The sequence below is a fragment of the Nocardia terrae genome (genome assembly GCF_009760405.1).
GTDB lineage: Bacteria > Actinomycetota > Actinomycetes > Mycobacteriales > Mycobacteriaceae > Nocardia > Nocardia terrae.
Genome location: NZ_WRPP01000001.1, coordinates 581,760 through 602,131, shown reverse-complemented (window position 1 = coordinate 602,131; position 20,372 = coordinate 581,760). Strand labels below are relative to the sequence as shown.

Annotated in this window: 19 protein-coding genes, 2 tRNA genes and 1 pseudogene; 12 read left to right on the top strand and 10 right to left on the bottom strand. The window is 68.5% G+C overall.

The genetic code is table 11. From position 1 onward, the window contains the following. Positions 1 to 17: 17 nt before the first annotated feature. From GPX89_RS02670 to GPX89_RS02655, 3 genes are all read right to left on the bottom strand, one after another. Positions 18 to 269, bottom strand: coding sequence for a hypothetical protein (locus tag GPX89_RS02670; RefSeq protein WP_235946637.1), 252 nt, complete (start codon positions 267 to 269; stop codon positions 18 to 20). A 143-nt stretch (positions 270 to 412) separates the two neighbouring features. Continuing rightward, positions 413 to 1,243, bottom strand: coding sequence for a hypothetical protein (locus tag GPX89_RS02660; protein WP_198347235.1), 831 nt, complete (start codon positions 1,241 to 1,243; stop codon positions 413 to 415). A gap of 59 nt (positions 1,244 to 1,302) precedes the next feature. Further along, positions 1,303 to 1,896, bottom strand: coding sequence for a TetR/AcrR family transcriptional regulator (locus GPX89_RS02655; protein WP_157354880.1), 594 nt, complete (start codon positions 1,894 to 1,896; stop codon positions 1,303 to 1,305). 117 nt (positions 1,897 to 2,013) lie between these two features. Between GPX89_RS02655 and GPX89_RS02650 the strand changes: the two genes are divergently transcribed. After that, positions 2,014 to 2,916 carry an alpha/beta fold hydrolase gene (locus GPX89_RS02650; RefSeq protein WP_157354879.1) on the top strand — a complete coding sequence of 301 codons (903 nt, stop codon included), beginning with the start codon at positions 2,014 to 2,016 and terminating at the stop codon, positions 2,914 to 2,916. Further along, positions 2,916 to 3,818, top strand: a complete 903-nt coding sequence (locus tag GPX89_RS02645; protein WP_157354878.1) for an alpha/beta fold hydrolase — start codon at positions 2,916 to 2,918, stop codon at positions 3,816 to 3,818. Before GPX89_RS02650 ends, GPX89_RS02645 begins: the two co-directional genes overlap by 1 nt. Here the strand turns inward: GPX89_RS02645 and GPX89_RS02640 are convergent. Together GPX89_RS02640 and GPX89_RS02635 are read right to left on the bottom strand one after the other, a co-directional pair. Next, positions 3,773 to 4,630 (bottom strand): coiled-coil domain-containing protein, encoded by an 858-nt coding sequence (locus tag GPX89_RS02640; protein ID WP_157354877.1) that lies wholly within the window; start codon positions 4,628 to 4,630, stop codon positions 3,773 to 3,775. The two genes, GPX89_RS02645 and GPX89_RS02640, sit on opposite strands and share 46 nt — an antisense overlap. Positions 4,631 to 4,711: 81 nt before the next feature. Further along, the gene (locus GPX89_RS02635) at positions 4,712 to 5,725 is read right to left on the bottom strand and encodes a GGDEF domain-containing protein (RefSeq protein ID WP_157354876.1); all 1,014 of its coding nucleotides are present in this window, start codon (positions 5,723 to 5,725) and stop codon (positions 4,712 to 4,714) included. A gap of 392 nt (positions 5,726 to 6,117) precedes the next feature. Between GPX89_RS02635 and GPX89_RS02630 the strand changes: the two genes are divergently transcribed. Both GPX89_RS02630 and GPX89_RS02625 read left to right on the top strand, forming a co-directional pair. Beyond that, positions 6,118 to 6,188: transfer RNA gene (locus GPX89_RS02630), tRNA-Gly, on the top strand. Positions 6,189 to 6,209: 21 nt separating this feature from the next. Continuing rightward, positions 6,210 to 6,286, top strand: a tRNA-Pro gene (locus tag GPX89_RS02625). A gap of 157 nt (positions 6,287 to 6,443) precedes the next feature. Here GPX89_RS02625 and GPX89_RS02620 read toward each other — a convergent pair. Both GPX89_RS02620 and GPX89_RS02615 read right to left on the bottom strand, forming a co-directional pair. Next, positions 6,444 to 7,049, bottom strand: a complete 606-nt coding sequence (locus GPX89_RS02620) for an anaerobic ribonucleoside-triphosphate reductase activating protein (protein ID WP_198347234.1) — start codon at positions 7,047 to 7,049, stop codon at positions 6,444 to 6,446. Further along, positions 7,046 to 8,845 carry a ribonucleoside triphosphate reductase gene (locus GPX89_RS02615; RefSeq protein WP_157354875.1) on the bottom strand — a complete coding sequence of 600 codons (1,800 nt, stop codon included), beginning with the start codon at positions 8,843 to 8,845 and terminating at the stop codon, positions 7,046 to 7,048. The genes GPX89_RS02620 and GPX89_RS02615 overlap by 4 nt, the downstream gene beginning before the upstream one ends. Before the next feature lie 237 nt (positions 8,846 to 9,082). Between GPX89_RS02615 and GPX89_RS46180 the strand changes: the two are divergent. From GPX89_RS46180 to GPX89_RS02585, 4 genes and pseudogenes are all read left to right on the top strand, one after another. Continuing rightward, positions 9,083 to 9,776: pseudogene (locus GPX89_RS46180) on the top strand (SDR family oxidoreductase). 158 nt (positions 9,777 to 9,934) lie between these two features. Then, positions 9,935 to 11,236: a phosphatase PAP2 family protein gene (locus tag GPX89_RS02595; protein WP_157386946.1), complete on the top strand. Its 1,302-nt coding sequence runs from the start codon at positions 9,935 to 9,937 to the stop codon at positions 11,234 to 11,236. Positions 11,237 to 11,297: 61 nt separating this feature from the next. After that, complete coding sequence (locus tag GPX89_RS02590) at positions 11,298 to 12,566, top strand: glycosyltransferase 87 family protein (protein ID WP_235946636.1); 1,269 nt, start codon at positions 11,298 to 11,300, stop codon at positions 12,564 to 12,566. 520 nt (positions 12,567 to 13,086) lie between these two features. After that, the gene (locus tag GPX89_RS02585; protein WP_157354872.1) at positions 13,087 to 13,575 is read left to right on the top strand and encodes a DUF4383 domain-containing protein; all 489 of its coding nucleotides are present in this window, start codon (positions 13,087 to 13,089) and stop codon (positions 13,573 to 13,575) included. Positions 13,576 to 13,597: 22 nt separating this feature from the next. On the opposite strand, the gene GPX89_RS02580 is transcribed toward GPX89_RS02585, so the two are convergent. Further along, on the bottom strand, positions 13,598 to 14,410 hold the full coding sequence (locus GPX89_RS02580; RefSeq protein WP_328601440.1) for an Fpg/Nei family DNA glycosylase: 813 nt from the start codon (positions 14,408 to 14,410) through the stop codon (positions 13,598 to 13,600). 3 nt (positions 14,411 to 14,413) lie between these two features. Then, the gene (locus GPX89_RS02575) at positions 14,414 to 14,884 is read right to left on the bottom strand and encodes a ribose-5-phosphate isomerase (protein WP_157354871.1); all 471 of its coding nucleotides are present in this window, start codon (positions 14,882 to 14,884) and stop codon (positions 14,414 to 14,416) included. Positions 14,885 to 15,163: 279 nt separating this feature from the next. Between GPX89_RS02575 and GPX89_RS02570 the strand changes: the two genes are divergently transcribed. Continuing rightward, a complete protein-coding gene (locus GPX89_RS02570) occupies positions 15,164 to 16,081 on the top strand; it encodes a M48 family metallopeptidase (protein WP_407939352.1) in 918 nt (305 codons plus the stop codon). 70 nt (positions 16,082 to 16,151) lie between these two features. Here the strand turns inward: GPX89_RS02570 and GPX89_RS02565 are convergent, their stop codons facing one another. After that, positions 16,152 to 16,799, bottom strand: a complete 648-nt coding sequence (locus tag GPX89_RS02565) for a mycothiol-dependent nitroreductase Rv2466c family protein (RefSeq protein ID WP_328601439.1) — start codon at positions 16,797 to 16,799, stop codon at positions 16,152 to 16,154. Positions 16,800 to 16,988: 189 nt separating this feature from the next. On the opposite strand from GPX89_RS02565, the gene GPX89_RS02560 reads away from it, so the two are divergent. The 3 genes from GPX89_RS02560 to GPX89_RS02545 all read left to right on the top strand — a co-directional run bounded on the left by GPX89_RS02560 (position 16,989) and on the right by GPX89_RS02545 (position 20,129). Beyond that, entirely contained in the window at positions 16,989 to 18,185 is a 1,197-nt protein-coding gene (locus tag GPX89_RS02560; protein WP_157354870.1) for an NAD(P)/FAD-dependent oxidoreductase, read from the top strand. Positions 18,186 to 18,291: 106 nt separating this feature from the next. After that, positions 18,292 to 18,693: a YciI family protein gene (locus GPX89_RS02555; protein ID WP_328601438.1), complete on the top strand. Its 402-nt coding sequence runs from the start codon at positions 18,292 to 18,294 to the stop codon at positions 18,691 to 18,693. After that, positions 18,690 to 20,129, top strand: a complete 1,440-nt coding sequence (locus tag GPX89_RS02545) for an RNA polymerase sigma factor (RefSeq protein ID WP_328601437.1) — start codon at positions 18,690 to 18,692, stop codon at positions 20,127 to 20,129. The genes GPX89_RS02555 and GPX89_RS02545 overlap by 4 nt, the downstream gene beginning before the upstream one ends. The last annotated feature ends 243 nt before the right edge of the window (positions 20,130 to 20,372 follow it).

Genomic DNA, 20,372 nt, shown 5'->3' with positions numbered 1-20,372 from the left:
CATTGTCGTACCGCTGGTCAGTTACCACCGAACTGACAACGGCCGCTGATTCTCAGCCGGGGTAAGGCAGCCGGGGTAAGGCGTGGACCGCCGTTCCAGGTAGTGGACAGCCCGAGTCGCTGCGTGTGATGCATATCCAGCGTGCCGAGGTCGGCAGGAGCGACGAAACACAGTTCGATGGATTCATCGGATATGGCCAACTCACCGCCGACGTCGCGACGACCATGCTGTTCGGCGTTCACGCCCCACACATGGGCATTGACCATCATGTCCGCATCGGCGCGGTAGATACTGTTGCAGAGCGTCGACGCCGCGCAAGCATCCGCCGAACTCGCTGCCTGATCTTGATGAAGCTGGTTCGGGCGCGCTCGATGGGAGATGTACAGGATTCTTCGGCCGGGTTCGAGTCGCTTCAGAGGCGGGTCCAGGATTGGGCCGTGTCGGTGAGGTTCCACCAGGAGACGTAGTGGGGGTCTTCGGATTCGAGATGCCAGGTGCTGTCGAGGGTGTCGAAGAAGGCGGTGTCGGCGGTCTTGCCGCCTCGGGGTTCGCCGATGTAGAGCAGGTGGGTGCCGCCTGCGCGGGTGAAGGCGGTGAGGGTGGTGCAGGCCATGTGGTCGCCCCAGCCCGGGGGCCAGCACAGCAGGAGGGTGTGGGCGTGGCGGCCCGCGTTGTAGGCGGCGTGAGTTGTGTTGGGGCTCACCGGGTGCCAGAGGGTTCGCTGGCCGGGGAAGGTGGGGAAGGAGGGGTTCGGACAGATGCCGGGGGGCTCGGAATCGAAGGCATGGACGGTGCGGCCCGCACGGGTGAGCTGGGCGGCCCAATAGCCGCGGCCGGCTCCGATCTCCGTGATGGGGTGGCCGGCGCAGACCGCGGCCACCCATTCGACCGTTTTCGGTGAGGGTATCGCGTAGGCATAGGCGGATTGCAGGATCGTCTGGGCGAAGCCGAGTCTCGCGCTGCCGGACACCCGTCCGCCGTTGACGACCCGCCGACGCGCGAATTCGGTCACGGAGGGTCCGACGATGTCCCAGTACGGGTTGTTCGACGCGCCGCCGGTCAGGTAGTGCACGAGTCTCAGGTCGAAGGCCGCGTCGGCGCGTTCGTCGCCGGTACCGGGTAGCTGGGATGCGGTGTCGAGATAGTCGGCGACTCTGGGGAATTCGGCGCGCAGGCGAGCCTCGTCGCCGAGGAGCGCGGAGAGTTCGACGCGGCGTTCGGGGGTGAGCACGAGGTCCGTCACCTGATCGATTTTGGGGGTGCCGCGTCGAAATCCGGGGCGTGTCGGCGGGTTTCGGGTGTTCAGGCCCGTAGACCGTTGATCAAGGCCAGGACCGCGGGTTCGGTTTGGGCTCGCGCGGTTTCGGGGTCGTCGGAGTTGGCGATGAACATGGCGGCCTCGCCGAGGGCGGAGAGGATGATCAGGGACAGGGGGCGGATGTCGAGGTCGGCGCGCAGGACACCGGCCTGGATGCCGCCTTCGAGGCCCGCGACGACCAGGCCGAGGCCGTACTTCTCGTCGACCTCGCGCCATTCCTGCCAGCCGAGGACCGAGGGGGCGTCGATGAGCGCGATGCGGACGCGTTCGGTGTCCACGCAGGAGAGCAGGAAGTTGTGCAGGCCCGCCTCGAGCATGCCCAGCGGGTCGGTGGGCGGCGCCGCGGCCATGGTTTCGCCGACCTGTTGCAGGATCTCCTGCTGCACCTGTTCGTAGACCGCGCGGAACAGGTCCTTCTTGTCCTTGAACTGGTGATACAGCGCGCCGCGGGAGCTGCCCGCGCGCTCCACGATCTCGGGGGTGCCGACGGCCGCGTAACCGCGTTCGGCGAAGAGCTCGCGCGCGGCGGCGATCAAGGTCGCGCGGGTCGACTCGGATCGTTCGGCTTGCCTGATCATCGGCACCTTTCCTGGCTCGGTGGGTGGATCGTATCGCGCAACCATTGAAAACAGGCAGCCTGTTTGTTAATTTGGAATCCTCTTCACCGTCTCTAACTCCACAAGGGAGTCACCAAGATGACGAACACCATCAGCCCCGAATCCCCCGCCGCCTGGCGCGATCCCGCTGTCGGCACCCGGCGCGACATCACACTGCCGCAAGGCACTCTGACCGTCTTCGACAGCGGCAGCGGCGATCCCATCGTCTTCGTGCACGGATTGCTGGTCAACGCCAACCTCTGGCGCAAGATCATCCCGTCGCTGTCCCGCGAATACCGCTGCGTGGCAATCGATCTGCCGTTCGGCTCACACACCACCGCTATGCCCGACGCCGACCTGTCCGCACCCGGGCTGGCCCAGCTGGTCATCGGAGCCATCGAGAAACTCGGCCTGGGCCCGGTCACGTTGGTGGGCAACGATTCCGGCGGCGCGGTGAGCCAGCTGGTCGTCGCCGCCCGCCCGGATCTGGTCGCCCGCCTCATCCTGACCTCCTGCGACGCCTACGAGAACTTCCCGCCGCCGTTCTTCAACTACGTCGGCCTCGCCGCCCGCACCCCGGGGGCGCTGACCGCCATGGCGCTGAGCCTGCGCCCGCGAGCGACCCGTCGCCTGCCCATCGCCTACGGCTGGCTGACCCGCCGCCCGATCGAACCGGCGGCCAGCGATTCCTACGCGCTGCCGGTGAGCACCAAGGCAATTCGCGAGGACACCCGTCGCGTCATCGGTGGTCTCGACCCCAAGTACCTGCTCGAGGCCGCGAAGACCTACGCCGATTTCAAGCAGCCCGTGCTGCTGGCCTGGTCGGCGGGCGACCGCTTCTTCCCGGACCGCTACGCCGAACGACTCGCGGCCGACTTCCCCAACGCCCGCATCGAATGGATCCACGACTCGCGCACCTTCTCCCCCGAGGACCAGCCCGCCCAGCTGACCGCCGCGATCTCGAGCTTCCTCGCCGCGACCGCCACCGAAAGCCCCCACTGATGGCGCGAGAGCTGCCCTACCTCGCCGACGTCGAGCACCGCTTCCTCGACGTCGGCGGGTTGCGCACCCACGTCGCGCTGGCCGGTGACGGCGAGCCGCTGGTGCTGTTGCACGGCTGGCCGCAGCACTGGTGGCAGTGGCGGCACATGATCGGCCCACTGGCGCAACGCTTCCGGGTCATCTGCCCGGATCTGCGCGGCCTCGGCTGGACCGACGCCCCGAAGACCGGCTACCGGCCCGGCGTCATGGCCGACGACATCGCGGGCCTGCTCGACCGATTGGGCGTCGACGAGTTCCGCGCCATCGGCCACGATTGGGGCGGCCTGACGGGATATCTTCTGGCCCTGCGCTTTCCGGAGCGTATGCGGCACTACATCGCCATCAATACGGCCAGCCCGTTCCTGCGGCCGACACCGCGGGTCCTGGCCGACGGCGTCCGCCTCTGGCACATCGCGGCCAATGCCGCGGGCCCGCTGCTCGCGGCGCGCGCCATTCCGGAATGGGCGCTACGCAATTGGACCTACCGGTCGGCGGCCATGACACCGGAGGACCGGGCCATCTTCCTGGCCCAGTTCGAGGAACCCGCACGCGTCGACGCGACCGTCGGCTACTACCGCAATCTCCTCACCCACGAGATACCGCTCCTGCTGGCAGGCCAGTACCGCTGGTCTCGGCTCAGGGTTCCGACGCTGATCCTGGTGGGCGACCGGGATCCGCTGTTGCCGGTCTCGGCCACTCGCGAATTCGGCTCATCGGCAGCCGATGTCCGCGTCGAGGTCTTCGAGGATGTCGGTCACTTTCCCGCCACCGAGCAGCCGGAGCGGGTCGTGGACCTGGCGATGGAGTTCTTCGGCTATCAGAAGTCGCTGTCGAATCCGTCGAAGCCGCCGAAGTTTCCGTAGTCGCCGAAGTCCTGACCGCCCAGGTCCGCGCCCGGATCGTAGCCGCCCTGATCGTAGCCGGGGTCGTAACCACCTTGGTCGTAACCGCCTTGGTCGTAACCGGATTGGTCGTAGCCCGCGCCGTCGTAGCCGCCGTCGGCCGCGTCCAATCCGGCCTGATAGCCGTCGCCGTAACCGTTTTCGAAGGCGGCGGAGTCGTAGCCGACACCGGACATGCCGCTGAAGAGGGCATTGAACAGCACAGCCGAGCCGACGCCCCAGGCACCGGCGACCAGGGCGGTCTTCCACCAGGGTTCGGAGTACCAACCGGCCGGAACGGGACGACCCGCGACCCGCCCACCGGGGTAGTAGTTCGGGGTGGCCGCCGAGGGTGTCGGCGAGGCTTCGACCCGGCGTCCGTCGAAGTCGATGGCCCGATCCTCGGTCACCCGCCCGGCGCTGCGCTGCCCGTCGAGTTCGGGAACCGCCGGCCCCGGATCCATCCCCATGGCGGCCCGCGCGGCGCTCACGTAGTAGAGCCCCTCGAGCGCGGTCTCCTTCGCCAGCCGGGCCTGCGCCGGGGTGGTGGCCTGCTCGATCTGCGAGCCCGCGGCGTTGAACCGCTCCCCCGCGTCGGCCAGCGCCTGCTTGGACGCGGCATCGGTGCCGCCGAGGTTGTACACCTGCCCGCCGAGGCGTTCGATCACCCGGCGCGCATCGGCCTTGGCGTCCTCGAGCTGAGTGTTCGACCGGGTGCGCTGAGCACGATTGACCGCCACCACGCCCAGCAGGACGACCACCATGACAATGAGCAGAACGACGACCGTAGCCATGCGTCCCAGCCTACGCAGCAATATTCGCCAAACAGTTGCTACTCGCTGTGAGCTGAATGATCAGCCGAGCGCAGAACGGCACTATCCGGCCACCGCGGCAAATCGATCCACACGGCGACCTGGTTCAACCTCCTCTTCGTCCAGCTCCGACACCGCGAACTGTCGTTTGCCGGCGGTTTTCGCCGAGTACATGGCCCGGTCGGCGCTGCGCAGCAGATCCGAGAAGTCGCAGTCGCGCCCGGGCGGGCAGAAGGCGGTGCCGACACTCGCCGAGGCCGGGACCGGTCCCGCGGCCGTGTGCACGGGCTCGCACAGCGCGGCCAGCACCCGCATGGCCAGCTCACCGAGGCTGTTGCGGCGCGCGGGCAGCGCGACCACGAACTCGTCGCCGCCGTAGCGCGCGATCACCGATTCGGCCGGGCAGGTGGCGCGCAGCCGCTGGGCGATGGTGACCAGCACCTCGTCGCCGACCGTGTGGCCGTAGCCGTCGTTGATCTGCTTGAAGTCGTCGAGGTCGATGAGCAGCAGCCCCACGCCGCGCGCCGGATCGGTGGACATCACCCGCACGCGTTCCTGCAGCAGCGAGCGATTGGCCAGATCGGTCAGCACATCGTGGGTGGCCTCGTGCCGCAGCCGCGTCTGCAGGGCCGCGATCTCCTGCACCCGCACCGACACCGCCTCGGAGAGGCTGCGTTCCTGCTGGGCGAGGGCCCGCTGCTGCAGCGCCTCGGCATAGGCGTCGATGGCCTGGCTGGCGATGAACGACCAGCGGGTCGCGATCAGCGAGCCGCGCAGCCCCGGCGACAGCCCGAGCAGCGCGCGGCTGGCCGGCGCGAGCATGCGGGTGCGGTCGAACGGGGTCTCGGCCAGGCTGCGGCCGATGCGGCGGGCGGCCTGCACCGGAAACGGTTCGGACCCGGCCAATTCGAGCAGTTCGTCGATGACCCGGCCGAAGATGCGCTCGAGTTCATCGGAGGGAACGGCGGGCGAGTGCCCCAGCGCGGAGCTGCCCGCGCCCGGGTGCACCGATCGCACCCATTCCCGGATGGTGACCGCCACAACGGCGGAGGTTCGCGTGTCGAGTCGGATGGGCATCTGCGCTCACCCGACGTGATTGATGTCGGGACCTGCGGCCGCGCCGGTCACGCCCTTCGGATCGAACTCACTACTACGCGGTCGGCCACACCTGTGGTGCATGCTCACCGCCCCCTTTCCGATACCCCCGTCCGGACAAAAAGGATCCTAGCAAGCCACCCGACATCGAAAACCCCTGATTCAGAACAGGTTCCCGGCGTCACGCGAATGGCGACGGAAGTGTCATCGCTACGGTCGCGCCGGTGTTACACCCGATTTCGGCATGTTTCCCGCGACTCGCCGTGCGCCCGGCCCTACCGGCCGCGACGTGCGGGTACGGGCCCTGATTGGCATTCCGGGAGTGAGGTTCGGTACAGTGCTCAACGCACGCGGCATCCACGGATGCGGTGACTGCGGGTGTAGTTCAATGGTAGAACCTCAGCCTTCCAAGCTGATGGTGCGGGTTCGATTCCCGTCACCCGCTCTAGGCCCGTTCGGGTCGTAACGGGGTGTAGCGCAGCTTGGTAGCGCATCCGCTTTGGGAGCGGAGGGTCGCAGGTTCAAATCCTGTCACCCCGACCAGCTTTCGAGATCACGACCGCACCGGTCGACCAGCAGAAACCGAACCCCCGGCCCGAATGCATTGCGGGCCGGGGGTTTCGTGTGTCCGGGGTGGTGGGGAACGCGGGGAAGCTCGCGTCCCCCACCGGTTCAAGATCGTGGGAAGTCGCCGGGGGCGTTAACGGGCGCCGGTGGACAAGTGGCGGACCGGTTGGCGGAGGGTCGGTCCGGCGCCCAGGTCGTGCAGCCATCGGTCCAGGTCCGCCAGGTCGCGGGGGCCGAGTTGGTCCGGGTCGATGGTGGTGCGGAGTTGGTGCGCGACACCGGAGTCGAGCAGGGCGCGCAGGCTGCGGGCGGCGGGACGCAGGCTGCCGGGGGTGGCGGTGACGTCGTCGTAGCGGGCGGGCGGGGCCTTCACGTCGAAGCCGACCCAGTCCAGCAGATCCGCGGACAGCAGCTGTTCCAGGCGGCGGGGGTAGGCGCCCGCGGTGTGCAGGCCGGTCGCGTACCCCATGGCGCGCACCTCGCGCAGCGCCTCGACCAGGCCGGACTGCAGCAGCGGCTCGCCGCCGGAGAAGACGACGCCGTCGAGCAGCTCGCGGCGGCGGAACAGGTGCACGCGCACCACATTCCAGTCCAGCGCGGGCGGCGTGCGCGGCGGGAGCAGCTCCGGATTGTGGCAATAGCCACAGCGCCACGGGCATCCCTGGGTGAACAGGGTGGTGACCAGCTTGCCGGGCCAGTCGCAGGTGGACAGCCGCGACCAGCCGCCCAGGCGGATCACGCCGGCACCCCGGCCGGTTCGAGGAAGGGCACCCGCTCGGCGTGCTCGCCGCGCTTGCCGATGTTGAACGAGGACACCGGGCGGTGATAGCCCATCACGCGGGTCCACACCTCGCACTCCGAACCGCAGGTGGGGCAGGCTGTTTGCGCGCCCGCGAGGTAGCCGTGGCCGGGGCAGATCGAGAAGGTCGGAGTCACCGTCAGATACGGCAGCGAGAAGCGTTCCAGCGACCGGCGGACCAGCGCGCGGCACGCCTCGGCGGTCGTGATCCGCTCGGACATGTACAGGTGCAGCACGGTGCCGCCGGTGTATTTGACCTGCAGCTCGTCCTGACGCTCCAGCGCCTCGAAGGGGTCGTCGGTCCAGCCGACGGGCAGCTGCGTCGAATTCGTGTAGTACGGATTGGATTCCGTCCCCGCCTGCCGGATGCCGGGGAACCGGGCGCGGTCCTCCTTGGCGAACCGGTAGGTGGCGCCCTCGGCGGGCGTGGCCTCCAGATTGAACAAATGCCCCGTGCGCTGCTGGAATTCGACCATCCGCGCCCGCACGTGATCGAGCAGCCGCACCGCCATGGCGTGCCCGTCCGGCCCCGTGATGTCGGACGCGCCGCCGGTGAAATTGCGGATCATCTCGTTGACGCCGTTCACGCCGATGGTCGAGAAGTGATTGTCCAGCGAGCCCAGATAGCGCCGGGTGTAAGGGAACAGACCCTCGTCCATGAGTCGTTGCACGGTCTCGCGCTTGATCTCGAGGCTCTCGCAGGCCAGCTCCAGCAGCGCGTCCAGCGCGGCGAACAGCGCGTTCTCGTCTCCGGCGCAACGGAATCCGAGTCTCGCGCAGTTCACGGTGACCACCCCGATGGATCCGGTCTGCTCCGCGCTGCCGAACAGGCCGTTGCCGCGCGCGAGCAATTCGGTCAAGTCCAGTTGCAAACGGCAGCACATGGAGCGGATGTGGTGCGGCTCGCGATCGGAGTTCAGGAAGTTCTGGAAGTAGGGCAGGCCGTACTTGGCGGTCATGGCGAACAGGCGCAGCGCGTTGTCGCTGTCCCACGGGAAGTCGCGGGTGATGTTGTAGGTCGGGATGGGGAAGGTGAAGACGCGACCGTCGGCGTCGCCCTCGGCCATCACCTCGATGTAGGCGCGGTTGATGAGATCCATCTCGGCCTGCAGATCGCCGTAGCGGAAGTCCATGGCGACGCCGCCGATCACCGGGGTCTCGTCGCGCAGGTCCGCGGGGCAGGTCCAGTCGAAGGTGAGGTTGGTGAACGGGGTCTGGGTGCCCCAGCGCGACGGCACGTTCAGGTTGTGGATCAACTCCTGCATGCCCTGGCGCACTTCGCGATAGGTCAGGCAGTCCTTGCGCACGAAGGGGGCCATGTAGGTGTCGAAGGAGCTGAACGCCTGCGCTCCGGCCCACTCGTTCTGGAGGGTGCCCAGGAAGTTGACGACCTGCCCGCACGCGGCCGAGAAGTGCTGCGGTGGGGCCGAGGAGATCTGGCCGGGCACGCCGTTGAAGCCCTCGGTGAGCAGGCTGCGCAGCGACCAGCCCGCGCAGTAGCCCGAGAGCATGTCCAGGTCGTGGATGTGGATGTCGCCGTCGCGGTGGGCGCGGCCGATCGCCTCGGGATACACGCGGTCCAGCCAGTAGTTGGCGGTGATCTTGCCCGCGGCGTTGAGGATCAGTCCGCCCAGCGAATAGCCCTGATTCGCATTGGCATTGACCCGCCAGTCGCGGCGTTCGAGGTACTCGGTCACGGAATCGACTGCATCAATGGCGCTCACAGAAAACACCATATTGTGTCGAAAACCGTTCTGGCACACAACATCTTGTGGGACATTTGTCCCTGGACAGCCTTCGGCCACCGATGGTTTCGCGCCGGACCAGCACCGACGGGATCAAGGGACGCCGACACGGGGATATCCGGTGCGAACACGGTGTGATTCAGTGCTCGAAATTCGCCCGGATCCCGAATCCGATGTCGCCTCGCCCGTCATTCGGTCGGCGCGGCGGCATCGGTCAGCGCGGCGGCTATGCGTCGCAAGGCGATTCGATCCCCGGGGGGGCGAGCCGGTCGAGGAGGTTTCGTCGCACCGCCGCGGCGTGCACGGGCCGCAGCGCGCGCAAAGCCGCTGCGCCCGAGTCGGTCAGCACGATGTCGATACCCCCGGGGACCCGCTCGCGGTGGATCAGCCCGCGAGTCTGCATCCGGGTCAGCTGATGCGACATTGCCCCCCTTGTCGAGGCCCATGGAGTCGGTGAGGGCCTGTTGCCGCAGGCCGCCGTCGTCGAGATCGGCCAGGCGGGACAGCACCCCGCAGTCCGTTCCGGACATGCCGGTGGCCGCCGTGATGTCGGCGGCGGCGCGACGGCTGGCCGAGGGTAGGGCCATCGTCAACCCGTCGTCCACCGCGACGCGGACCGCGACCCCATGCCTCGGCGTTTACCTGGCTGCGAAGAGCGGGGTCGAAACCCTGACCCGGGTCGCGGCGAAGGAATTCGGTCCGCGGAGGATCCGCGTGAACGCGGTCGCGCCCGGGCTGATCGACTCCCCGATGTTCCGCGACGGCAAGACCGAGGAAGATCTGCGGCGGTTCACCGCCCAGTCACCCCCCGGGCCGGCTCGGGGCGAACGATGAGATAGCCGCCACGGTGGCCCACCTCCTGCGGCCGGACTCGTCGTGGGTGAACGGTCAGATCCTGCGCGTGAACGGTGGAGTGGCCTGATCGGCTACCGAATCGCCAACCATAGCGATCGGCTCTGAATTTAACCTTCCATGCAGATGATCACACCCGATCGGTAACCGGATGTTGTGCCTCCGTTTGCACTGTGTTATCGATTTACAGTGCTGGTCAACCACGAGGTGAACGTATCCAGCTCGTCACTGTCCGACGAGCGGGTGCGCGCACGGGCGCTACCGATCGCCGGGGTAGCGGTGGCGGTCGCATTGCTGGCCGCCGCGCAGGCGTGGGCCTCGCTCCACGGGGTGCTCGGTCCGCTACGCAGTCTCGTCGACGACTACTTCGCGAATCCACAGTCGGCGGCGGTGTCCTGGGCCGGATTGGGACTCGCGTGCATCGGTGTGCCGACACGGTTCCGGGTCATCAGCCTGGTTGCGGCGGGAGTGCTGGATCTGCTCACGCTGGCCTTGCAGGCGGCGTGCGGATGGCATGTGTCGATCGGAACCGGGCCGACCCTCGCGCTGACGGGCCTCACCATCGCGGTCCTGCGGTGGCAGGGCGAGCGGCGGCGGACGGCCTTGCACGCCATCGGCTTCGGCGCGCTGTTGGTCATGGCCTCGAAGCTGGCCGACACCTGGCTCATGGTCAGCATCATCGCGGGACCGCGGGTGCTCGATCAATATGTGCAGCTGGCCGACCGGGCGCTGGGTGAACCGGCGTGGCTGGTCGGGCGATTGCTCGACGCGCTGGGTCCGGTGCCGTCGCATGTGCTGCACGTGGTCTACATCCAGTTGCCGGTCGCGGCGGTGGTGGTCGCGGTCTGGCAGCTGCGGCGGGTGACCACCGACGGGTGGCCGCGCCACCATCTGGTGCGCACGTTCCTGGTGCTCGGGGTGATCGGACCGCTCGGGTACGTGCTGTTCCCCGTGGTCGGTCCCGTATTCGCCTACGGGCCGCTGGGCCACGGGCTGGAGATCGGGGACTGGCCGCAGCTCTGGCCCGCCTTCACCTCGGACCCGCAGCCCATGCTGTTCGACTCGGTGACCGCCCGCAACTGCATGCCCTCGATGCACACCGCCTGGGCGACAGCGCTCTTCATCCATTCCCGTACCGGTCCGCGCTGGCTGCGCTGGGCCGGAGCGTTCTGGCTGGTGTGCACGCTGCTCGCGACGCTGGGTTTCGGGTATCACTACGGCAGCGATCTGGTGGCCGGCGCGGTGCTGTGCCTGACGGTGGAATCGGCGCTGCGCGATCCCGACCGAGGCTGGGACCTGTATCGGGTCCGTATCGTGTCGCTCGGCGCGGCGGTGCTCGCCGGGTTGTTGCTGTCCTATCGGTTCCTGGCCGAGACCATGGCGGAGTATCCGATCCCGGCCGGGTTCCTGGTCCTGGGCTCGCTGGTGGCCGTGGCCTTCGCCTTCTACGCGACCTGGTTCGCTCGTCCGGGAGGCCGGGTGGCCCAGTGGGGCGGCCGGGTGGCGCCGGACGGATTTGCCGTCGATTAACCACTCTCCCAATACAATCCGGACAACTTGCGCGAAAGCCGAAAGGGTTAGTGTCTCCCTGATGATCACGACGCGGTCGGGGCAACGAAACTTGCTGCGGAACCTGAAGACAGAGGGCCGCGGCGGCCTGCCCCGCATTCCGATCTTGATCGGACTGCTGCTCGCGCTGGCGATCACGGTGCTCTTCTCGGCGCTGCACGGCTTCCTCGATCTGCAGGTTTATCGCGTCGACACCCGCGGGTGGCTCGAGCACGGCACGCTCTACGGCCCCACCCTGCCGGTGGCGGGTCACACCGACCTGCCGTTCACCTATCCCCCGTCGGCCGCGGTCCTGATGATCCCGCTGGCGATCATGCCGTTGTGGCTGGCGGAATTCCTGGTCACCGCAAGCTCACTGGCCTGCCTCGGGGTGACGCTGTGGCTGGTGCTGTCGCGGGTGCGACCCGATCTGGACGCCGGCACCAAGTCGACGCTGAGCATGGCCGCGGTCGTGGTGGCCCTGGCCATCGAGCCCGTGCGCACCACCCTGTGGTTCGGGCAGATCAACCTGGTGCTGATGGCCGCGGTCGCGCTCGACTGCCTGACCGAGAAGCCCCGCTGGCCGCGCGGATTGCTCATCGGCGTCGCCGCGGTGACCAAGCTGACCCCGGCGGCATTCGTGCTGTACTTCCTGATCCGCCGCGACTGGAAGGCCGCGGGGACGTCGGCCGCCACCGCCGCCGGCGTGATCGGCGCCGGATTCCTGCTCTTCCCACGGGAATCGCGCGACTACTGGCTGCACGCCATCGTCGACACCAACCGCATCGGCTCCCCCGACTATGTCGGCAATCAGTCGCTCAAGGGGATGGTCTTCCGGGTCGGCGTCCCGCAGTCGGCGACCACCGCGGTCTGGCTCGGACTCGCCCTGGTCGTCGTGTGCGCGGGCGCGGTGCTGATGAACCACCTGGTCCGCACCGAGGCCGCGCGCACCGACAGCGGCGCCCCGACCCCCGTGACCGTCCTGTCCGTCACCGCGTTGCTCGTGAACGCCGCGGTCCTGCTGCTGATTTCGCCGGTGTCCTGGACCCACCACTGGGTCTGGGTCGCCCCGGCCCTGGTCACCGCCATCGCCTGGACCACCGCGAATCCGCGCTTCGCCCCCTACGCGACGATCGCCGCCTTCGCCCTGTTCTTCCTGATCGGCCCCGGCCTCGTCCCCAACGGCAAACACCGTGAGCTCAATTGGGCCTGGTGGCAACACCTCGCGGGCGACGTCTACATCATCGCCACCGTCGCACTGCTCCTGGTTGCCCTGGGACGGCTGCTCCAGCTGCGATTGTCGCGCTCCTAGCTCCGCGAAAGCCGTTGCCCTAGTGGCTCGATCCTTGGCTCGAGCCGCTGGTCAAGGCGCCGAAGAAGCCGGAGAGGACGCTGCCGCCGAGGGCGCTCGGCAGGCCGCCGCTCGAGCCCGGCGGCGGGCCCGGCGAGCGCGAGCGCGAGGCTGAGGCAAGCGGTGGCAAGGATGGTGTATCGCATGGAAATGCTGCTCTCGTGTGATTCATGTTCGAGCACAAGGAAATTCCGCCCCGGCGAGTACCGACGGACCTCCGAACCACAACACGAACATCATCCGGTCCGGCACGAGTCCCCCCTCTCGGATCAATGGGAGCCCATGCCCACCAGAGATCGCCCGGACGTGCGACCAATTTAGCTTCACCCCCACGATTCCGCAGGCCGTACACGGAATTCGCCACAACCACTTGACTAAGACAGTCGTCCTAAAACATACTCCCACCAACCCTAGGACACCCGGCCTAGAAGGGCGGGCGCAGCACTGCGCACCCGTGGACGGCATACGCAGAAGGCACGACATGTACTTCGACAAGTTCCGCACCCAGGCGCTGCGCTACGTCAACGCCGTCCTCGAAACCCCCTTGCAGTTCTGGGTTTTCGTGCTCGGCGCGTGGTTCACCGCCAACGGCATCGTCGCCTTCGGCATCTACCCCGACATGGCCTTCGGCTCATCCATGCGGTCGTGCACCATCCAGTTCCTCGGCTTCATCCCCGTCACCGTCAACGGCTGGCACGCCCTGTTCCACCTGCTCACCGGCCTCGCCGGCCTGGCCCTCGCCCCGGCACGCTCCCGCGCCTACACCTACACCCTGCTGTGCGGGCCGTTCTACCTGCTCGTAGCCACCCTTGGTTTCGCAGGCCACGGACCGGTACTGCACATGATGGCCGTCGATACCTTCGGCAATATCGTCCACGTCGTCGAAGGACTGGCCGCCCTCGCCCTCTGCATCCTGGCGACGGCACCGACCCGCACCGGCACAACCGCCGTACCGAGCACATCGGACTGAGCGGAACCGACCCCGCGAGGAGTCAGCGAGGCTGACAGCTGGGGCACCAGAACAGGTTTCGGGCGTCGAGGACCGAGTGCAGGACTGTGGTGCCGCACAGGCGGCAGGGGTCGCCGGCTCGGCGGTAGACGTAGGTGCGAGGCTTGTCCTTGGCGTAGGCCGGTGCGCCGTGGTCGTCTTCGGGGCGCACGACCACGATCTTGCCGCGGCGGACGCCGACCTTCATGAGGTCGACCAGGTCGGCCCAGATCGCTTGCCACTCTTCGTAAGCGAGCTGGGTGCCGGGACGGTCGGGTGAGATGCCGTGGCGGAAGAGGACTTCCGCGCGGTAGACGTTCCCGACCCCGGCGAGGATCTTCTGGTCCATGAGGAGTGCGCCGATCGAGCGCTGGGAGCGGCGGATTCGGTCCCAGGCGCGGTCCGGTTCGGCGTCGCGGCGCAGGGGGTCGGGGCCGAGGCGGGCGGTGAGGGCCGCGACTTCGGGGTCGAGGAGGATTTCGCAGGCGGCGGGGCCGCGCAGGTCGGTGCCGTGCAGTTCGCCGGTGCGGCCGCCGCCGATCAGGCGCATGCGGACCTCGCCGACGGGATCGTCCATGGGCACGGGCGATTCGCGGAACGTGCCGTACAGGCCCAGGTGGACGTGCAGGGTGACGCCCGAATCATAGTGGTGGAGCAGGTGTTTGCCCCAGGCTTCGGCGCGGGTGAGGGTGCGGCCGTGGATCAGGGCCGCACCGTCGGCGAAGCGGCCCTGCGGGCTGGAGACGAAAACCTGACCGCCGGCGAAGCGCTTGTGGTGCAGCTTCGCCAGGCGGTGCAGCGTATGGCCTTCGGGCACAGGTCAGTTCGGGAGGGCCGGGGGGACGCCGGTCTTCTCGTACTCGGCGAGGATGTCGATGCGGCGCTGGTGGCGCTCCTCGTCGGACCAGGGGGTGGTCACGAAGGCGTCGACGATCTCGAGGGCCAGCTCGGTGGTGTGCATGCGGCCGCCGATGCCGAGCAGCTGCGCGTTGTTGTGCTGGCGGGCGAGCTGCGCGGTCTCCACGCTCCAGCCGAGGGCGCAGCGCGCGCCGGGGACCTTGTTGGCGGCGATCTGCTCGCCGTTGCCGGAACCGCCGAACACGAAGCCCAGCGAACCCGGGTCGGCGACCACGCGGCGGGCGGCCTCGATGCAGAAGGCCGGGTAGTCGTCGAGGGCGTCGTATTCCAGCGCGCCGCAGTCGACGACCTCGTGGCCCTGGCCCTCCAGGTGAGCCTTGACGTGGTTCTTCAGTTCGAAGCCGGCATGGTCGGCACCCAGGTATACGCGCATGGCAGCGATTGTGTCAGGGCGCCCGCGCCCGGGTCACAGGGGGTTCTCACCGGCGAAAAGTACTATCCAGGCATGACGTCCGACGAAGGATCGCAAACGCCGAACGCCTACGGGGGGCAAACCGCTGGCGGCCTAGGGCAGCCACCCACCGGAAGCTATTCGACCTCCACACTCATCAACGGCACGAACGGTTGGGACCCGCGGCTGGGCCCGCCGGGTTGGGGTCCGCAGCAACCGTTTTCGCCGCCCGCGCCGCCGGTGGTGCAGCAGACCCGCGGCCTGTCCCCGTACGGGATGCCCGCGCGCCACAGCTGGGAGATCCCGCTGCTGGTGATCGTCGTGATCATCACGGTGATCGCCTACCTGTTCGCGCTGCTGCTCCTGCTCACCGGCAATGCCGGCCAGCTGACCCTGATCCTGGTGTTCGCGCCGCTCGTGGTCTACCTGATCCGAGGCATGACCTACGCCACCCAGCGGGTCAACGGCGTGAAGATGTCGCCCACCCAGTTCCCCGAGGGATACCGGATGGTGGTGGAGGCCGCCGCCCGCTTCGGCATGAAGAAGGTGCCCGACGCCTACGTGGTGCTGGGCAACGGCCAGATCAACGCCTTCGCCTCCGGTCACGGCTTCCGCCGTTTCGTGGTGGTCTACAGCGACCTGTTCGAAATCGGCGGCGCGGCACGCAATCCCGACGCGCTGGCGTTCATCATCGGCCACGAGGTCGGCCACATCGCGGCCGGGCACGTGTCGTATTGGCGGCAGCTCGGCATGTTCGCGGGGTCGTATGTCCCGATCCTGGGCACGTCGCTGATCCGCGCCCAGGAGTACACCGCCGACAATCACGGCTTCTGCAACCGCCCGCACGGCGCACCCCAGGCCATGCAGACGCTGGCCGGCGGCAAGTACCTGAACAACCTGGTCGGCTTCGACGAAATGGCCGACCGCGCGGCCCAGGAGAAGGGCTTCTTCATCTGGATCGTGAACGCCATGGCCAGCCACCCGGTGCTGACCTGGCGCATGTGGGCGCTGCGCGACCGCAGCCGCCACGGCAAGATGTTCCTGCGGCCGTCCGCGCCCCCGCAGCCTCCGGTCACCATGCCGCCCTACGGCGGTTACCTCCCGCCCGCCGGCTACGGCACCCCGCCGCCCGGCTACGGGTCCACCCCGGGCTATCACGAATACCGCGGCCCGAACTGAGTTCTCACGCACCGACGAGTCGGGCGGGGTCCGTGCATCGCGGCCCCGCCCGACTCGTTTCGACCATGGCTCAGTCGAAGGCGGGGTCCTCGGTGCGAGTCCGCTTGAGCTCGAAGAAGTGCGGGTAGGAGGCCAGCGCGACCGCGCCGTCCCACACCTTGCCCGCCTCCTCACCGCGCGGGATCCGCGACAGCACCGGGCCGAAGAAGGCGACATCGTTGATGTGGATGGTCGGCGTGCCGACATCCGGGCCGACCTTGTCCATACCGGCGTGGTGCGAGGCCCGCAGCGCCTCGTCGAAATCGGTGCCGTTGGCGGCCGCGGCCAGGTCGGCGGGCAGACCCACCTCGGCCAGCGACTCGGCGATGATCTGCGTGAGCAGCTCGGCGCGCGAACCGTCCTCGCGCTCGTACTCGGCGCGACGGTTGTGCAGGCGGGTGCCCATGGCGGTGTAGAGCGGCAGCAGCACCTTGTCACCGTGCTCGGCGGCCGCGGCGATGGCGACCCGCACCGGGCCCCAACCGGTCGCGAGCAGTTCCTCGTACTGCGGGGGCAGTCCCTCGCGGCCCTCGTTGAGGACCGACAGGCTCATCACATGGAAGTGCGTCTCGATATCGCGTACCTGCTCGACCTCGAGGATCCAGCGGGAGGTGATCCAGCACCACGGGCACAGCGGGTCGAACCAGAAATCGACCCGGTCCTTTTTGGTGTCGCTCACTAGAAGTCCTTTCGCAGTCTTCGGCCGGCCGGGGGCAGCACTCTCTCACGAGCACACGAGGGCCGTACTCCATGCGCAACAACCCGGATTGTTGCCGATATTTCCGCGCCGCCCACTCCACCCGGGGCTAGTGTCGAAATATCGGACCAGTCGACGGCTACCCGACCGCGCAAGCAGGGAGGTTTCGGCATGACCACATCCAGGTTCGTCATCGCAGGAGGGGGGCTGGCCGCGGCCAAGCTCGCGGAAGCCTTGCGGGCCAACGACTTCGACGGGACGGTGACGCTCGTCAGCGCGGAGGACCACCTGCCCTACGAGCGGCCGCCGCTGTCCAAGGAGCATCTGCTCGGGAAGAAGGCGCTGGTCGACTTCACGGTGGATCCGGCCCAGTGGTACCGCGACCACCATGTCGAGGTGATGCCCGGAACCACCGTCACCGCCGTGGATCGCGCCACCAAAACCGTTGCGCTGCCGGACGGTACGACCCTGCCCTACGACAAGCTCGCGCTGGCCACCGGCTCGCGGCCGCGGCTGCTGCGCCTGCCCGGCGCGGACGCGGCGGGCGTGCACGTGCTGCGCACCATCGAGGACTCCGACGCCCTGCTGGCCCTGTTCGGCACCGCGCGACGGCTGGCCGTCATCGGCGCGGGCTGGATCGGACTCGAGGTGACGGCGGCCGCGCGCGCCGCGGGCGTGGAAGTGACTGTGCTGGAAGCCGAATCGGTGCCGTTGTCGGCGGCGCTGGGCCCGGAGATGGGCGAGGTGTTCGCGCAGCTGCACCGCGACCACGGCGTGGATCTGCGCCTCGGCGTGAAGGTCGGCGAGATCACCACCGCCGACGGCCACGCCACCGGCGTGCGCCTGGACGACGGCACCCGGATCGAGGCGGACGCGGTGCTGGTGGCGGTGGGCGCGCGCCCCAATATCGAGCTGGCCGCCGATGCCGGGCTGGCCGTGGACGGCGGCGTCCTGGTCGACGAGAGCCTGGCCACCAGCGATCCGGACATCGTCGCGGTCGGGGACATCGCCGACCAGCAGCATCCGGTGCTCGGGCAGCGAATCCGGGTGGAGCACTGGGCGAACGCGCTCAACCAGCCCGCGGTGGCGGCGTTGACCATGCTCGGGAAACCGGCCGTGTACGACCGGCTGCCGTACTTCTTCACCGATCAATACGACCTCGGGATGGAGTACACGGGCTACGTCGGGCCCAAGCAGCAGGCCCGCGTGGTGGTGTCCGGCGATCTCGGCAAGCGCGAGTTCGTGGCCTACTGGCTGGACTCGGGCAATCGAGTACTGGCCGGAATGAACGTGAACGTGTGGGATGTAGGAGACAAGATCAAACAGCTGATCCTCGGCGGCGAGGCCGTCGACCCCGACAACCTGTGATCACCGTCACGCGAGACGGAGTGACAAGTACGTCGCAGCGGCGTGCGCGGCTCCGACTCCCGAACGAGAGCGCCACCCGGGGCGCCCACCGACGAAGGAGCCGACCGTGAAGTACATCCTCATCAAGACCTACAGCCCCGCCGCCTACTGCGACACCTTCCTCGGCGAGTGGGAGCCCGAGGAGATCCAGGCGCACATCGACTTCCAGCGCACCCTCGGCGAGGAACTGGCCAAGTCCGGCGAGCTGGTCGACGCCCAGGGCCTCGCGGACCCGGGCCAGGCCCGCATCGTCATGTCCGACGGCCGCTCGGCGCCGGTGGTCACCGACGGGCCCTTCCCCGAAACCAAGGAATTCCTGGCCGGGTACTGGATCGTCGACGTCGACTCCCCCGAACGTGCCGTCGAGATCGCCGCCAAGGCGTCGGCCGCCCCGGGTCCCGGCGGCAAGCCGATCGGCGAGTACATCGAAGTGCGTCCCATCATGAGCGCCCCCTCCACCGACCTGTGAGAACCGACCCCGCCCTCGAGGACCTGCTCCGCGACCTCGCGCCGCAGGTCCTCGGCGCACTGGTCCGCCGCTACGGCGATTTCGACGCCGCCGAGGACGCCCTCCAGGAGGCTCTGCTCGCCGCCGCCACCCAATGGCCCGCCGACGGCCTGCCCGGCAATCCCCGCGCCTGGCTCATCTCGGTCGGCCAGCGCCGCCTGATCGACGCCATCCGCGCCGAATCCGCCCGCCGAAACCGCGAGGCCACCAACGCGATCCGCGACCCGGAACGACTGTCCGCCGCCACCCCCGACCCGGCCGACGCGGTGATCGCCGCCCTGACGGATGGAGACCTCCCCGGCCTGACGGACCTGGCCGACGATTCGAACTCCGCCACCGGCCCAGCATCCACCACCGGCTCGGCACAGGCCACCGGCCGGGGCGGCTCCGGGCGGCCGGATTTGGTGCCGCCCAACGCGTTCGGTGTGGGGATGCGGCCGGGCGACGCGCATGCCGAGGAGCGGGATGACACGTTGACGTTGTTCTTTCTGTGCTGCCATCCCGCATTGTCGCCCGCGAGCGCGATCGCCTTGACGCTGCGCGCGGTCGGCGGGCTCACCACAGAGGAGATCGCGCGGGCGTTCCTGCTACCGGAACGCACCATGGCGCAACGGATCACGCGGGCGAAGAAGCGCCTGGCCGCCGAGCAGCGTCCCTTCGCCATGCCCGCGGAGTCCAACGGGCAGCATGGAGAGTGGAACGAGCGGCTCGACAACGTGTTGCGGGTGCTCTACCTGATCTACACCGAGGGCCACACCAGCGGCGGCGAGCGATTACACCGGGTCGACCTGTCGAGCGAGGCGATCCGCCTGGCCCGCAGCCTGTTTCGCGCACTCCCCGACAATCCCGAGGTCACCGGCCTGCTGGCCCTGCTCCTGCTCACCGATTCCCGCCGTGCGGCACGGACCGGTGCCGGCGGTGAGCTGATCCCCCTCGAGGAGCAGGATCGCAGCCTCTGGGACCGCGAGATGATCATCGAGGGCGTGCGCCTGGCGACCGCGTCGGTTCGCAGCGGCCTCATCGGCCAGTACCAGATCCAGGCCGCCATCGCCGCCCTGCACGCCCAGGCCCTCAGCCCCGAACACACCGACTGGCCCCGAATCCTGTTGCTCTACAACGCCTTGGAACGCCAGTCCCCCAACCCCATGGTCACCCTCAACCGCGCGGTCGCCCTGGCCATGGTCCACGGCCCCCAGGCGGGCCTGGACCTCACCGACACTCTCACCGAAGCGCTGGCCGGCAACCACCGCCTGGACGCCGTCCGCGGCCACCTCTACGAAATGGCCGGCGACACCGAGGAAGCCATCACCGCCTACACCGCCGCCGCCCGCCTGACCACCAGCCTCCCCGAACGCGACTACCTCACCATCCGCGCCGCCCGCCTCCGCCGCCCCTGACCGCCTGGACGAGGAGTGGGCGGGCTGGGTTCGTGAATTCTCGGCATTTTCCAGCCGCCACCGGTCGCGAACGCCTGGATACCGGAGAGGGGCTGGCAGGCCCGACAGCCCGGGCTCAGCTTCCAGTCTCCTCGAGGCTCGGCCGCGTTGACCTCCCGCCGAAGATGTCCGACACGCCCAATTCCATCCCGGACACGCCCACCTTGGTCGTCGAGTGGAACATTTTTCAGGACTAATCAGACA

Coding starts and splice junctions, on each gene's coding strand:
- GPX89_RS02670 (WP_235946637.1), bottom strand. CDS start 269: ATGATGGTCAATGCCCATGTGTGGGGCGTGAACGCCGAACAGCATGGT.
- GPX89_RS02615 (WP_157354875.1), bottom strand. CDS start 8,845: ATGGTGTTTTCTGTGAGCGCCATTGATGCAGTCGATTCCGTGACCGAG.
- GPX89_RS02655 (WP_157354880.1), bottom strand. CDS start 1,896: ATGATCAGGCAAGCCGAACGATCCGAGTCGACCCGCGCGACCTTGATC.
- GPX89_RS02640 (WP_157354877.1), bottom strand. CDS start 4,630: ATGGCTACGGTCGTCGTTCTGCTCATTGTCATGGTGGTCGTCCTGCTG.
- GPX89_RS02575 (WP_157354871.1), bottom strand. CDS start 14,884: ATGCGCGTATACCTGGGTGCCGACCATGCCGGCTTCGAACTGAAGAAC.
- GPX89_RS02590 (WP_235946636.1), top strand. CDS start 11,298: ATGATCACGACGCGGTCGGGGCAACGAAACTTGCTGCGGAACCTGAAG.
- GPX89_RS02585 (WP_157354872.1), top strand. CDS start 13,087: ATGTACTTCGACAAGTTCCGCACCCAGGCGCTGCGCTACGTCAACGCC.
- GPX89_RS02560 (WP_157354870.1), top strand. CDS start 16,989: ATGACCACATCCAGGTTCGTCATCGCAGGAGGGGGGCTGGCCGCGGCC.
- GPX89_RS02650 (WP_157354879.1), top strand. CDS start 2,014: ATGACGAACACCATCAGCCCCGAATCCCCCGCCGCCTGGCGCGATCCC.
- GPX89_RS02645 (WP_157354878.1), top strand. CDS start 2,916: ATGGCGCGAGAGCTGCCCTACCTCGCCGACGTCGAGCACCGCTTCCTC.
- GPX89_RS02635 (WP_157354876.1), bottom strand. CDS start 5,725: ATGCCCATCCGACTCGACACGCGAACCTCCGCCGTTGTGGCGGTCACC.